The sequence below is a fragment of the Bacteroides sp. MSK.20.12 genome (genome assembly GCF_019052435.1).
In the GTDB taxonomy this organism is placed as follows: Bacteria; Bacteroidota; Bacteroidia; order Bacteroidales; family Bacteroidaceae; genus Bacteroides; species Bacteroides xylanisolvens.
This window is the reverse complement of sequence record NZ_JAHQVH010000001.1, coordinates 267,462-281,292: the sequence shown is the minus strand read 5'-3', so window position 1 is coordinate 281,292 and position 13,831 is coordinate 267,462. Positions and strand designations below refer to the sequence as shown.

Here is a 13,831-nt window from a genome sequence, read left to right as displayed (position 1 = left end):
TGGTTCTTCTTTATATAATTGCTCCAAGTTTCTTCAATTCCTCTATGAGATTGTGAATATCAGCCTTTTGTACGGTCACACCTGCCTTTATACATTGTGCGGCTGCTACTCCTGCGGCTTGTCCTACCCCCATACAACTTGCCTGAACGCGAAGTGACGCAAAGGAAGTCTTATCAGCACTAATACAGCGTCCCGCTACGAGCAGATTCGGGAAATCTTCAGCTATAAGAGCACGATAAGGTACATACGCCGCTTTTTTAAGGAAAGTTACGCTCTGTTCCGCACCTGCTGCCACATGGATATCTATAGGATGTGCGCCGCGTGATATGCTATCAGGATATTTATAAGCATTCACATATTCTTCTGCTGTAATGGTATGTACACCTTTGATACGACGTGTCTCACGAATACCGGCATGTACGGCGACGGTCGTCACATAACTGTTTTTAAACTCTTCAAAGTTCTCTTTAAAGATTCGTGCTATTTTAAATACGTCTTCCCGTAAGCGACATTCCGCTGCGGTAAAATTTCTATTATCGATGGCATTTCCTGCAGTACGGGTCATATTAACCGTTACTTCGCCCGGACGAAGAGTGGTGCAAAACCAAGGACCTCCGAATTCGGGGATGCCAAGCTTCTCTTTCATTGCTAGAAGTTTCTCACGAACTGCAATGCAATGACAATTCTGCCCTTGTTTATTATGGTGCATGGCATCGATTATCATGGGCGAATCTGTATCCACACCGCCTAATATAAAATAGGTGGAAAGAGGTTGCAGCGGTTTACAATCATCTGTTTGCATCGGAACACCCGCCATAGCGGCAAGGTCACCATCCCCAGTGCAGTCGATATACATATCGGCACTTATGGCCTCTGTCCCATTCTTATTCTCAAAGAGGATACAGGATATTTTGCCGTCTTTTGCCTGGCAACCGCTTAAGTAAGAGTGCATATACATATCCACGCCGGCTTCCAGCATCATTTGCTGGCATAAAAGTTTGTAAAGCTCCGGATCAAAAGCTACATTGCCAAGAGGTTTCTCAATGATACAGCCTCCCATCTTCTCCAGCCGTTCGATAAATTCCCATGGAATACCGCCTATCACCTTTTCATTATTATAGGTGAAAACACTCAAAGGAGTAACAAGCCCCATTGTAGCCATTCCACCTAAAAAACCATATTGTTCCACAACAGCAGTTTTCGCACCACTGCGAGCAGCCGCAATGGCCGCAATGAAACCAGCTGGTCCGCCACCGCAGACAACTACATCGTAGTTGCCCACAATTGGAACCCGTTTCGAAATTTCTATACTTCGTACTTTCTTGTCCATGACCGTTTTTTATCCTTTAATTATTACCAATTCAAATAGATGGTAAACTTTGATGTGCTTTCGACCGCACTTATAAGAAAAGAGGTGTGTTTTCATAGTTCTTTTTCTTTAGTTCGACATCATGTTGATGTAGCAAAGATAAAGAACAAGAGCTTGAAAAAAAGTTTTTTCCTAACTCTTTTGCCTGCAAACGATTGCGGGAACGTTCCCAAAATCTGCAAACGTTACAAAAGCATTACACAAAGGCAAATGGGATTCGTATTTTACTCCAATATTAGGATTTATTGTTTGAAATCAATATCTTTGCTTTGATTTAAACAATCATTCAGCATGAAGTATATAACCATAAAAGACATCGCTCGACATTTGTCAATATCCGTCTCCACTGTATCTCGTGCATTGGGAGATGACAAGAATATCCGTAAAGAAACGAAAGAAAAGGTGATAGAAGCAGCTAAAAGATTGGGATATAGACCAAACCCTGTAGCAATCAACCTTAAATACGGACATACCAATACCGTGGGGGTGATCGTTCCTGAAATGGTTACGCCGTTTGCTTCACGAGTAATAAACGGCATACAAGAAGTGCTTCACACCAAAAATATAAAGGTGATTATTGCAGAGTCGGGAGGAGATCCGGAAAAAGAAAAAGAGAACCTGCAACTGATGGAAGGATTCATGGTGGATGGCATCATCATCTGTCTTTGCAGTTATAAAAGGAATAAGGAGGAATATGCTCGTTTACAGCAAGCGGGAATGCCTATGGTGTTCTATGATCGTATTCCCTATGGACTTGAAGTTCCGCAAGTAATAGTGGACGATTATATGAAGTCATTCTTTCTCGTAGAAAGTCTGATCCGAAGCGGACGCAAACAGATTGTTCATATACAGGGACCGGACGATATTTACAACTCCATAGAACGTGTCAGAGGATACAAAGACGCTTTGGCTAAATTCGGGATTCCTTTTGATAAGAATAATATGCTGATAAAAACCGGTATGACTTTTGAAGAAGGGAAAAAAGCAGCGGATATATTAGTGGAAAGAAATATTCCTTTCAATGCTATTTTCGCTTTTACGGAAACATTGGCTATTGGAGCTATGAACAGATTGAGGGAACTTGGAAAAAAAATACCCGAAGAAATCGCCGTAGCCAGTTTTTCAGGAACTGAACTTTCCAACATAGTCTATCCCAAATTGACTACAGTAGAACCGCCTTTGTACCAGATGGGGAAAAAAGCTGCCGAACTTATTTTAGAGAAAATCAAAGATCCGGCATCTCCCAATCATTCAATCGTGTTGGATGCGGAAATCAAAATGCGTGCATCGACGCCACGTTTGGAGGTATATTAATGACTTATCTACCAGATATTATATCTTAATACTTTCCTGAAAAACATACCGAAGTTACAAAAGTTTGCTGAATAGTAATCTTTTACGATACCAACAAAAAAGAAGAATTCAGATTTATATAGTTTTGAATCATTCAATGCTCTTTCTCTATAATACGTCCAATTCTTCCAGCTCCTTCACTTTTCTTCTGTATGGCCGATAAACAAGCAGTTTGTAGGTGAATAGCCGCCCCTTCACCTGCTCTTCATCGTGAATCAAATCAAATTGCAGCCTCCAGATTCCACCATTGAGTAAAATTAGTAAAGCTATTTCGTAATTAGTTTCAACCTTGTTTGAAACTAAAAGTTTCAAGGCGGGAAACACTTTGTTTCAAGTAGCGAAACGAAGTGTTTCTCGGTGTGAAACAGATTGTTTCAAGCCTTGAAACTATTTTTGAAACTACTCGCTACAGGTGAAGAGATGGTGAAATTGTTACTCTTCACCCGCAAACTCCTTATTCATCGAAGAGACAGAGAAAAGGTGAAAGAAGAAATAGAAAGATTGAAAATAAATACCCAGTAGAAAAATTTAATCGATTTTGTAATGATTCAGAATCGTACAAAAATGAATGACAATTCATTTTCAATTACTAATTCGCATTAATTTAAAATATACCATAATATTATAAGCAGGCTGTATTTGCTTCCTATGCAATACTCTACTTTCCCCTCCGTTCATAGCTAATTTAGGCTAAAAAGAACATTTTCTCCCGAAAAGTTTTTGTAATATCAGAGTTAATCGTATTTTTGTGTACAATTTTGGTGTAGTGATGACAGAAGAAGAAAAAAAGTTATTGAATTCCTTTGAAACGCAACTACGGCATTTGATTTATTTGCACGATGAACTTAAGCGTGAAAATGCCGAGTTGAAGAAGCTTCTCGAAAATGAAAAGCTGAAAAACGAGAAGGTACAAGCTCAATACGATGAATTGGAAGTCAGCTATACAAACCTAAAAACAGCTACGGCAATCAGCCTTAACGGCAGCGACGTAAAAGAGACGAAGCTGCGATTGTCAAAATTAGTGCGTGAAGTCGATAAATGCATCGCTTTGTTGAATGAATAAGAAGAAGATGTATGAACGATAAAATAAAGATAAACCTGCAGATAGCAGACTCAAACTACCCGTTAACCATCAACCGCGAGGAAGAACAAATGGTACGGGAAGCCGCCAAGCAGGTAAATATCAGGCTTAATAAGTATCGGGAAGTCTATAAAAATCTGGAACCCGAAAAAATTATTGCCATGGTAGCCTATCAGTTCTCGTTAGAGAGACTGCAATTGATGCAACGTAATGATACCAGCCCCTATGTGGAGAAGGTAAAAGAACTGACAGAATTGCTGGAGGATTATTTTAAGGAAGAATAAATCCCGACTGGCTATTCGCTGATAAGAGATAAAACAACCACGCACTGCACAATATCCAAGCAAAAATAATTGCTTTGATATTTGGCGGTGCGTTTTTATTTATATACTTAAATTAAATGTAGAATGATAGCAATAATAGCAACAGCAATTGCTTGCTTCATCGTAGGAGGAGTCCTTTCATATATACTATTCCGGTATGTACTGAAATCCAAATACGATAATGTCCTGAAAGAAGCGGAGACGGAAGCGGAAGTAATTAAGAAAAACAAGCTGCTGGAAGTGAAGGAGAAATTCCTGAATAAGAAAGCAGACCTTGAAAAGGAGGTAGCATTGCGGAATCAGAAGATTCAGCAAGCGGAAAACAAGTTGAAGCAACGTGAAATGGTACTTAGCCAGCGTCAGGAAGAAATCCAACGTAAAAAGATGGAAGCCGAAGCGGTAAAAGAGAATCTGGAAGCGCAACTTGTGATTGTTGACAAGAAAAAAGAAGAACTCGATAAACTGCAACAGCAGGAAATCGATAAACTGGAAGCAATCTCCGGATTGTCTGCCGAAGAGGCCAAAGAACGCCTGGTAGAATCACTGAAAGAAGAAGCTAAAACGCAGGCACAATCATTCATCAACGACATTATGGATGATGCTAAATTAACTGCCAGCAAAGAAGCCAAACGTATCGTTATCCAGTCTATCCAACGGGTGGCTACGGAAACTGCCATTGAAAACTCTGTTACAGTATTCCATATCGAATCGGATGAAATCAAGGGACGTATTATCGGACGTGAAGGACGTAATATCCGTGCTCTGGAAGCTGCTACCGGTGTTGAAATCGTTGTAGACGATACTCCGGAAGCAATCGTTCTTTCTGCCTTCGACCCGGTTCGCCGTGAAATTGCCCGTTTGGCCCTGCATCAGCTTGTGACTGACGGACGTATCCATCCGGCCCGTATCGAAGAGGTGGTAGCTAAAGTACGCAAACAGGTGGAAGAAGAAATTATCGAAACGGGTAAACGTACGACCATCGACTTGGGTATCCACGGTCTGCATCCTGAATTGATCCGTATCATCGGTAAGATGAAATATCGTTCTTCATACGGTCAGAACTTGTTGCAGCATGCACGCGAAACAGCCAATCTTTGTGCTGTGATGGCATCAGAACTGGGACTGAACCCGAAGAAAGCAAAACGTGCAGGTTTGCTGCATGATATTGGTAAAGTGCCTGATGAAGAACCAGAATTGCCACACGCATTGCTGGGTATGAAACTTGCCGAGAAATACAAAGAAAAACCGGATATCTGCAACGCTATCGGTGCTCACCATGACGAAACAGAAATGACCAGTCTGCTGGCTCCTATCGTACAAGTATGTGATGCCATCTCCGGTGCACGTCCGGGGGCACGCCGCGAAATCGTAGAGGCTTATATCAAGCGTCTGAACGATCTCGAACAGCTAGCAATGGCTTATCCGGGTGTAACAAAGACGTATGCTATCCAGGCAGGACGCGAACTCCGCGTTATCGTTGGTGCAGATAAGATTGACGACAAGCAGACAGAAAGCCTGTCAGGTGAAATCGCCAAGAAGATCCAGGATGAAATGACTTACCCGGGACAAGTGAAGATTACCGTCATCCGTGAAACACGTGCGGTAAGTTTCGCTAAATAACGTAACGATTCAAAAGAAGATTCATATAAGGGCGAAGAAATTCGCCCTTTTTTAATATCACGACTATGGGAAAGTATCAATTTGAAATTTGTACCAATTCAGTGGAAAGTTGCCTGGCCGCACAGAAAGGTGGAGCAGACCGTGTGGAACTGTGTGCCGGAATACCGGAAGGTGGAACAACGCCCTCCTATGGTGAGATCGCCATCGCAAGGGAAGTACTGACTCATACCCGACTACACGTTATTATCCGGCCTCGTGGAGGAGATTTTCTGTATTCGGATATCGAAATCCGGACAATGCTGAAAGATATTGAAATTGCACGAAAATTAGGGGCAGACGGAGTGGTATTCGGTTGCCTGACAGCAGAGGGTGAAGTAGACTTGCCAGCAATGCAGAAACTAATGGAAGCTGCTCAAGGGCTATCTGTGACTTTTCACCGGGCATTTGATGTATGCCGTAACCCGCAGAGAGCATTGGAACAGATCATCAAACTGGGGTGCAACCGTATTCTGACTTCCGGTCAGCAACCTACGGCTGAACTGGGAATCCCCCTTTTAGAAGAGTTACAGAAACAGGCTACCGGAAGAATCACATTACTCGCCGGATGCGGAGTAAATGAAAATAATATCGCGCGCATTGCCGCAGAAACCGGAATCAACGAGTTTCATTTTTCGGCACGTGAAAGTATTCAGAGCGAAATGATATTCAAAAATGAAGCCGTCTCCATGGGAGGCACGGTACACATCAACGAATACGAACGAAATGTAACTTCCATACGAAGAGTAAAAGAAACGATTGATGCCGCTTTACATGGATAAATATGGCGACAAGGGATGAGATATCGTCTCATAATAGTACTAATACAAGACAGAAATGGTGAACATACAGCCTTCAAGCTTTTGTTCACCATTTCTTTTTTGCATCATTACCAACAGTATCTCAAGAAACTGCTATACTTTTATTTATAAATATGGAATTATCGTAATATAAATACCAGTAATAATAGCCGAAGTAATTACGCCCGAGATATTAGCTCCCAAAGCATCTCCCAGAACAAATGAGTCCGGATTATCTTTGCTTACAATCTTTTGTGCAACCTTCGCGGTAGTGGGTACACAGCTAACAGCTGCAATACCGATTACCGGATTGTAATTACCCCGTTTAATAATATACATGATATATCCTCCGATTATTCCTCCGATACCGGAAAGTAATAATGCTACAATACCTAATACTAATAGTTTCAAGATCTTCGGATCGAGCAACAGATGTGCATCACAAAGTACACCGAGCAGTACGCCCAACATAAAAGTGGAACCATAAAGCAACGGACCACTCACAAAATCATAGATATGTTTCATACCCGACTCACGAACAGCAACACCTAGGAACAAAGAGAAAAACAAAGGAGAAGCTACCGGGAACAAGAAACAGAGAATAGCACAAAGAACAGCAGAGAAAGCCAGTTTCACTTTAGCATCGTAATTCTTCGGAGCTTTCTTTGTCACCATCTTAATAGCGCGGAAGCGTTTGGGAACCAAAAGTTTTACCAAGTAAGGATAGCCTCCATACGTTAAGCCCAAATAAAGATAAGCAACCACCGTAATAGGAACAAAGAGATGCTTTGCCAATGCCAACGAAGTAAACAACACCATTGGTCCGTCGGCTCCACCCACCATAGCCACAGATGCACTTTCTTTCAGAGTCAGACCAAGAGCAGAAGCAATAGGTACTGTCAGAAAAGTGCCCAGCTCTGCGCACAAAGCCAGGAATATACTTGCAAATGGTTTCTGAAGCAGGAAGCCGACATCTAGAAGCGTCCCGATACCCATAAAGACAAAACAAGCTATCAGCCCGTTACTAAACGTCAGGGTATAAACAGGTTGCAGGAAATCTATCTGCATAGTATTCATTAATTGATCTGTATCTGAAAGCATCGGATCGAGAAAGAGATTACCCAGTGTACCGTCGGGCATAATGAGGGTTCCGCAGTTGATAGCTACCATTCCCAATCCCATCGGAATCATTACCATCGGTTCGAGTATACCTTTCCAGCCTAAATAGATCAGTAACAAACCGAGAAGTACTAAAAAAACTCTTGCAGAAGCAAGCACCCATCCGCTTGCCATCATTGTACCAATACCTTGAAACAAGGTAGCAAAATCTATATTTTCCATAAATTAGTTTTCTTTTATTGTTTGTTGTTAGTAAGTTTCTTTGAGTTCTTCTTATTGACATGTGCCTGCTCTTCTTCCCGAAGAAAGAATTCGCGGGTATCCTGTGAATAATAATAATTCATCAGATTATTTTCAGAAGCTCCCGGACTCACGCCATGATAATAGCCGGAATAACCAGTAAAGTTTCTATCGATCCCCTTACTGTAATCTTCACGGAAATCTCCCAAAGCATCTTCATCTGCAATGGGAATCTGTCGGACTAATCTCTCCACCTTTTGCCGATGCTGACGCCAGCGTCGCAAACGGAGTAGCTCCAAACGGTGAGAACTATAAAAATCAAATGAATCGGCCGCATAGGCAATCAACTTAATGACCGCAGCGACAAAAAAACCGATGAGGAACGTAAGCCCCATCATCGCAAGAGTAGATAGTAATAAATGAATCATAGTAATATAAAAAATTAGGTTGTATAATCTTATTCAAAAAAAGAAGAGGCGCCCAATGGTAAAACCATTACAAAATTTAGACACACATGAAAGTTAATCCCATTGGGCCTTCCTCATCACCATATAGAAGCAATCGGCGGATAACACTTGCCTGAAACCACTTCGGTATATATCCTTGCTTTTATACGACGTAACTCCCGTTTCACAACGGGAACACAATATTTTAATCCTTAAAGACAGGCACATCAATATCCGTCCTTTGTTCCAAGTCATAGGAAATACATTCTTTGTTTTCCATGTTAACATGAATAAAACTAAGATAATAAATAAAGGAAATGATGGTAGATGGAGGATCTGAATAGGCACCTCACCTTACCCAAAGATAAGAATATAGTCTAAATGAGAATATGCGCCAATGTATAGACGTAATACTTACACGAATATTTAGTGTAATTGACATCAAGGCCGGTATGCCCCAAACGATTCTCCGGAAGCATAACATTCAGAGAGCTCAATATCTGTATAATGACAGTATTGGTATTGAACTTCAGGTTCTTGAAAGGAACAATGCTTCTCGGAAAAGAGATATTGTCAAAAATGCAGTCACTAACATTACAAGTGGATGTCTCGTCAACAAACTGCGAATGAGAATCTTTACCTGGCTTGTCGAAGCCGGCAGAAGAAACGCAACAGCATGACACTGCTTCATATCGCATGTCATTAGACGAGGTTTCAGTTTTTTTCTGGAATCCCTGCAATTCTTTATTGGAAACATTACTAAATCCCAATACCAGAAATGCACATGCTAATATGCAAAAAATGTACTTAGTCATAATTTGCTGCAAACGTAATCATTCTTTTCCGAAAAAACGCATTAAGGGCAAGAATTAACGATTATTGTATACCTCCTCTTTTCTATAACCCATGTACAACTTTCATCAATTGCTCACCCAAACCGATTGTATATCCTTGAGAAACAAAGACTACCCTATTAAATGTATCTGCAATGATAAACACCGGCAGAATAGAATTGTTTAAATTCATAGCCTGTACAATTTCTTTGCGGATGCTATCATCGACATCAATACCGTAGGTGATGGTAGACGGAAGTCCTTTGAATTCGTCGGCATTAAATTTCTTGTATTGTTCTTCCGAAGGAAAAAGAAAGACCATCTTACGCCCCCATTGTTCGAAGTCATTGCCCAAAGCGGCTATATCTCTTAGCGCATGATTGGTAGGTTCCTGCCCTACTCCAAGCACAGCTACTATAAAATAGCCACGTCCACAGGTTTGCAGAATACTCCACTGTTCAGTGCTGTCAACCGGACGATAGGTCGCTTCCGAATTAAAATTGCCGATCACTTGCACCTGATCTTTGCTTTCACGCATCACAAGGTCAACGGTGGTTGTCTTACCGGGTTCTATAGTAAAAAATGTACTGTTGGAAAGCACCGCGCCACTTGCCAACCGAGTTCCGGTCACCATCATATAATAGCCTTCATCAAGCTCTCTCCCATATTTTAACAAATTACGCCAGGTAGTTCCATCCCCCATATCCGTCTCTCCTTCGTCATAATTAAGCAACTGGAATGTGCCGTTTTTAAACTTGGAAAGAGTGAAATGCGAATAATATTTAGGATCTTCCACAGAGCGGATAGGAGTATAAGTAGCTTGCAATACTCCCTTTCGAGACTGTGCAGCTTCTGCCGTATCGAAGTTGACATCTTCCTTTGCAAATTCTTCATTTAGAATCTGCACCTTTCCGGTCACTTCATCAATCCAGGCAGCGGACGCCCATCCCATGCTCCGGTAAGCTGCCACAAAGAATATGTCACGCGACTTTTCATCAGCCACCCGTGCTTTCCATACTCCCATCGGAGAGATAGGAATCTGTTGGGAATTCAGTTCATTATTGATTTTAATCTCTTTTCTGCACCATTCTATTAATACTTTGGGATCACGTTTCATGCTATCGGGCACAGACTGGTACACTGTTTTTTCAATGGCTTCACGAAGTACCTTTTTATAAGGAGTCAACATTTCATTGGCTATACGAGGAGGATTGAGGTACATTCTTTTAAATAAATCAGCCTCTATCTTCTCCCAATCCGAGATATTAGTCAGCAGATGATCATTCAATACATCCAGAGTTACATCGCGGAGATCTTTAGCCGAAAGACTCTCTAATATCCATATAGCCCGTATTTCTTCCCATGAAACAGCGTCTTTCTCTTTTCGGATAGCTGAAAGGAAGTCTTTCAAGGTTTGGTGGTTTCCTCGCGAAGCAACCAGGAAGTTTACTAATTTTTCTTTCTTTTCCGGTTGTAAGGTATTTCCATATAGTTTATCTATCCACTCTTTGGCCTGTTTTTCCGTCATCATTGTTGCTACATACGCATTGCGGATTGAATCTTCCTGCACCATCCGCCGATCATTTTCCACCCGTTGTTCGGGAGTGACTTCGGGAATATTCGCTCCTTCCACCGGAGGTACAAGATCCATTGGCAAGGAATAGACTTCACCTTCTTTCCTATTTAAAGAGAGTTGCAATGCATCATCTTTTCCAAATGAGATTTTGGCATAACCAAATTGTCCGTTGCGGGATGCCCAAACCAACATATCTCCTTTACCGGCAGTCAGGCTGGCTTTCCCCTCTGCATCTGTATATTTCGTGGCTACTGTATAAAACTCCGCATAATTGTATATCTTAAATTCGACTTTGGCATCTGCTACCGGTTGACCGTCGGCATCCGTCACCGTTACGATAGCTTTGGCAGTAGGGGCATAATTATCAATCACATTGATTTCTGTATAATTCGGCGTCTCAAGCATAATCTCTTCCGGACCGTTGTAACGTCCGAAAACCTTGGTATGCATCAACATTCCCCGACTGGCAGGGGAATTAAACCATCCCAGGTTCAAAACCGGTTCCGGTTCACAAGCTCCAAAGAAGTACCAATGTCCATCCGCCCATGCTTCCACCCAAGCATGGTTATCATCCGTATGCGCCCAGCGGGGCGTATACACTTGCCGTGCCGGAATACCGACTGCCCGGAGCGCAGCCACCGTAAATGTAGACTCTTCGCCACAACGTCCATACGCTGTTTTGACAGATGCCAATGGTGAGCTGGTGCGCGCATCACTCGGACGATAGACCACTTTCTCGTGACACCAGTGGTTCACCTCTAATATCGCGTCTTTCATCGGCAGCCCCTTCACCCTGTCTTTTAGTTCACCATAAAACACACGACGGGAATCATCCAGATTCTCGTTATTCACCCGGATCGGCAGAACAAAATGACGGAACACTTCATCGGGAATCTCTTTGCCCCAAGGCATCTCGTCACGTGTCTGCTTCGACAGCCGGACATTCTCCAAGTAATAATCTCCCGGATAGTCCGTCACATCCCCTATCGGCATATAAGCGTAGAGAAACATCAATGCTTCGCGCTCGTACACTGACAGAGCGGAATCACCAAAGATCGCAAATAAATCTCCATGAGGAAGTGCCTGTTTTTTCTGCTCAAAGTCTTGAACTACTTGATTCCGGTAGGATTCTTCTTTGAGGAAGTGAGCATTGTTACAAGCAAACAGTACAATCGACAAAATCAGGACGCACAAAAGATGGGTGAATGTTTTCATATAAGTGTTTGGTTTATTCTATTAATAAGGTTGCTGACTGACAAAAATAGAAGAATATTTTCTGAATACCTAGATAAGTACATAAAAATGTGATAGATAAGAATAATATTGTCATTGATGGGAAAATCCGGGAATTTTGTAACAGGTTTGTAATATAGACCGTGTTCGAACCCTTATAAAAAGAAAATTCAAAAGAAAAAGAAGATTTTTATGTTTTACAGCATATAATTCGAAAACAATTTGTATCTTTGCAGTGTTATTAGAGAAAACAAGATGTAAAACCGCTCTTCAAAACGTGGAGGGCAAAAAAAGAGGAAACAAATTATGAAAAAGAATGCAAATGAAAAAATTATGATGTTACAGTACCGTATTAAACGCTATCAAGCAATGGGAAATGGTGCCATGTGCCAAACATTAAACGGTAAACTTCAAAAACTGCTGTCACAGCAGGTTGCCATGTAAATAAACACACTAATTATAATAAATAGAGCGAGGAACTTTCGAGTATCTTCGCTTTTTTTATACATTTGCAGAAGAAAGATAATAAAACACATTATGAAAAAGCTATTTATGTCGGTTGCGCTCCTATTATTGGTCGTAACCTCTTTTGCACAAACACCCGGTTATGAGTTCACAACCGTTGTATCCCACCAAGCAACGCCTGTTAAAGATCAGGGTTCCACAGGAACCTGCTGGTGCTTTGCCACCGCTTCTTTCATGGAGTCGGAACTGCTCCGAATGGGAAAAGGAGAATATGATCTCTCGGAAATGTTTATCGTCCGCCAAAAGTACATGAATCAGATGGAGGACAATTATCTCCGTCGTGGTAAAGGAAGTATCGGTGAAGGAAGTTTGGCACACACTTTCAAAAACGCTTATAAGAAAGCGGGAATCGTTCCGGAAGAAGTGTACACCGGATTGCTGGGCGATAACAAAGACCACAATCACGGAGCATTGTCACGCTACCTCAAAGCATTGGTAGACGCAAATATTGAATCTAAAAAGCGTACTCCGCAATTTGATGCACTTATTAATAATCTGTTCGACATTTATCTGGGCAAGCTTCCCGAAAAATTCACTTATAAAGGAAAAGAATATACTCCTCAATCTTTCACTGAAAGTCTGGGATTGAATATGGATGATTACGTTGAGTTGACTAGTTTCACTCACAAGCCTTATTATGAGACATTCTCACCTGAAGTTCCCGACAACTGGGAAAACCAGCCGATGTATAATCTTCCGTTGGACGAACTGATCGGGGTTATCGACTATGCACTGAACAAAGGATATACCGTATGTTGGGACGGTGACGTAAGCGAACAGGGTTTCTCTTTCAAGAACGGAATCGCCATTAACCCGCAAGTGGAGGATGTGAAAGATTACTCGACTACTGACCGTGCCCGTTTTGAGAAAATGCCAAAATATCAACGAATGGACGAAGTGTTCAAGTTTGAGCATCCTTATCCGGAAATCAACGTAACACCGGAAATCCGTCAGGATGGTTACGAGAAGTTTGTGACAACTGACGACCACCTGATGCACATCACCGGTATTGTGAAAGATCAGAATGGTACTAAATATTATATCACCAAGAATTCCTGGGGAGCGGAAAGCAACAAATCCGGAGGTTATCTGAATATGTCTGAAAGCTATGTACGTGCTAAAACAATCTGTGTGATGGTACACAAAGATTCTCTGCCTAAGGAACTGAAGAAGAAACTCGGAATTCAATAAATCGCATGAAATCAGTCCCGAAGGGAGATTGACTGTTTCATACATTTATTTATTCGGAACTCTCCATTATATTCATATAACAAAAA

General features: G+C 41.6%; 12 protein-coding genes. 7 read left to right on the top strand and 5 right to left on the bottom strand.

The window, feature by feature from the left end; translation table 11 throughout:
- Window positions 1-10: 10 nt before the first annotated feature.
- Entirely contained in the window at window positions 11-1,330 is a 1,320-nt protein-coding gene (locus tag KTR06_RS01045) for an FAD-dependent oxidoreductase (RefSeq protein WP_004313408.1), read from the bottom strand.
- A gap of 330 nt (window positions 1,331-1,660) precedes the next feature.
- On the opposite strand from KTR06_RS01045, the gene KTR06_RS01040 reads away from it, so the two are divergent.
- The 5 genes from KTR06_RS01040 (at window position 1,661) to KTR06_RS01020 (ending at window position 6,564) form a co-directional block, all read left to right on the top strand.
- Complete coding sequence (locus tag KTR06_RS01040; protein ID WP_004313409.1) at window positions 1,661-2,683, top strand: LacI family DNA-binding transcriptional regulator; 1,023 nt, start codon at window positions 1,661-1,663, stop codon at window positions 2,681-2,683.
- A 787-nt stretch (window positions 2,684-3,470) separates the two neighbouring features.
- Window positions 3,471-3,785, top strand: coding sequence for a hypothetical protein (locus KTR06_RS01035; protein WP_004304743.1), 315 nt, complete (start codon window positions 3,471-3,473; stop codon window positions 3,783-3,785).
- Window positions 3,786-3,796: 11 nt separating this feature from the next.
- Window positions 3,797-4,087, top strand: a complete 291-nt coding sequence (locus KTR06_RS01030) for a cell division protein ZapA (protein WP_004304741.1) — start codon at window positions 3,797-3,799, stop codon at window positions 4,085-4,087.
- 123 nt (window positions 4,088-4,210) lie between these two features.
- Window positions 4,211-5,746 carry a ribonuclease Y gene (gene rny, locus KTR06_RS01025; protein WP_004313412.1) on the top strand — a complete coding sequence of 512 codons (1,536 nt, stop codon included), beginning with the start codon at window positions 4,211-4,213 and terminating at the stop codon, window positions 5,744-5,746.
- A gap of 65 nt (window positions 5,747-5,811) precedes the next feature.
- Window positions 5,812-6,564 (top strand): copper homeostasis protein CutC, encoded by a 753-nt coding sequence (locus KTR06_RS01020; protein ID WP_055235860.1) that lies wholly within the window; start codon window positions 5,812-5,814, stop codon window positions 6,562-6,564.
- Between the two features lie 144 nt (window positions 6,565-6,708).
- Here KTR06_RS01020 and KTR06_RS01015 read toward each other — a convergent pair whose 3' ends face one another.
- The 4 genes from KTR06_RS01015 to KTR06_RS01000 form a co-directional block, all read right to left on the bottom strand.
- Window positions 6,709-7,923 (bottom strand): sodium ion-translocating decarboxylase subunit beta, encoded by a 1,215-nt coding sequence (locus KTR06_RS01015; RefSeq protein ID WP_004308326.1) that lies wholly within the window; start codon window positions 7,921-7,923, stop codon window positions 6,709-6,711.
- A gap of 14 nt (window positions 7,924-7,937) precedes the next feature.
- The gene (locus tag KTR06_RS01010; RefSeq protein ID WP_008021027.1) at window positions 7,938-8,369 is read right to left on the bottom strand and encodes a hypothetical protein; all 432 of its coding nucleotides are present in this window, start codon (window positions 8,367-8,369) and stop codon (window positions 7,938-7,940) included.
- 395 nt (window positions 8,370-8,764) lie between these two features.
- Window positions 8,765-9,202, bottom strand: coding sequence for a hypothetical protein (locus KTR06_RS01005; protein ID WP_008645296.1), 438 nt, complete (start codon window positions 9,200-9,202; stop codon window positions 8,765-8,767).
- An 82-nt stretch (window positions 9,203-9,284) separates the two neighbouring features.
- Window positions 9,285-12,011: a transglutaminase domain-containing protein gene (locus tag KTR06_RS01000; protein WP_055235861.1), complete on the bottom strand. Its 2,727-nt coding sequence runs from the start codon at window positions 12,009-12,011 to the stop codon at window positions 9,285-9,287.
- Between the two features lie 324 nt (window positions 12,012-12,335).
- Here KTR06_RS01000 and KTR06_RS00995 point away from each other — a divergent pair, with 324 nt between their 5' ends.
- Window positions 12,336-12,473, top strand: a complete 138-nt coding sequence (locus KTR06_RS00995; protein WP_004301914.1) for a hypothetical protein — start codon at window positions 12,336-12,338, stop codon at window positions 12,471-12,473.
- Window positions 12,474-12,566: 93 nt separating this feature from the next.
- Window positions 12,567-13,745 carry a C1 family peptidase gene (locus KTR06_RS00990; RefSeq protein WP_120067512.1) on the top strand — a complete coding sequence of 393 codons (1,179 nt, stop codon included), beginning with the start codon at window positions 12,567-12,569 and terminating at the stop codon, window positions 13,743-13,745.
- Window positions 13,746-13,831 lie beyond the last annotated feature (86 nt).

Bases quoted from the DNA above. Each gene is read 5' to 3' on its own strand.
- KTR06_RS01040 (WP_004313409.1), top strand. From the start codon at position 1,661: ATGAAGTATATAACCATAAAAGACATCGCTCGACATTTGTCAATATCC.
- KTR06_RS01015 (WP_004308326.1), bottom strand. From the start codon at position 7,923: ATGGAAAATATAGATTTTGCTACCTTGTTTCAAGGTATTGGTACAATG.
- KTR06_RS00990 (WP_120067512.1), top strand. From the start codon at position 12,567: ATGAAAAAGCTATTTATGTCGGTTGCGCTCCTATTATTGGTCGTAACC.
- KTR06_RS01000 (WP_055235861.1), bottom strand. From the start codon at position 12,011: ATGAAAACATTCACCCATCTTTTGTGCGTCCTGATTTTGTCGATTGTA.
- KTR06_RS00995 (WP_004301914.1), top strand. From the start codon at position 12,336: ATGAAAAAGAATGCAAATGAAAAAATTATGATGTTACAGTACCGTATT.
- KTR06_RS01045 (WP_004313408.1), bottom strand. From the start codon at position 1,330: ATGGACAAGAAAGTACGAAGTATAGAAATTTCGAAACGGGTTCCAATT.
- KTR06_RS01010 (WP_008021027.1), bottom strand. From the start codon at position 8,369: ATGATTCATTTATTACTATCTACTCTTGCGATGATGGGGCTTACGTTC.
- rny (WP_004313412.1), top strand. From the start codon at position 4,211: ATGATAGCAATAATAGCAACAGCAATTGCTTGCTTCATCGTAGGAGGA.
- KTR06_RS01005 (WP_008645296.1), bottom strand. From the start codon at position 9,202: ATGACTAAGTACATTTTTTGCATATTAGCATGTGCATTTCTGGTATTG.
- KTR06_RS01030 (WP_004304741.1), top strand. From the start codon at position 3,797: ATGAACGATAAAATAAAGATAAACCTGCAGATAGCAGACTCAAACTAC.
- KTR06_RS01020 (WP_055235860.1), top strand. From the start codon at position 5,812: ATGGGAAAGTATCAATTTGAAATTTGTACCAATTCAGTGGAAAGTTGC.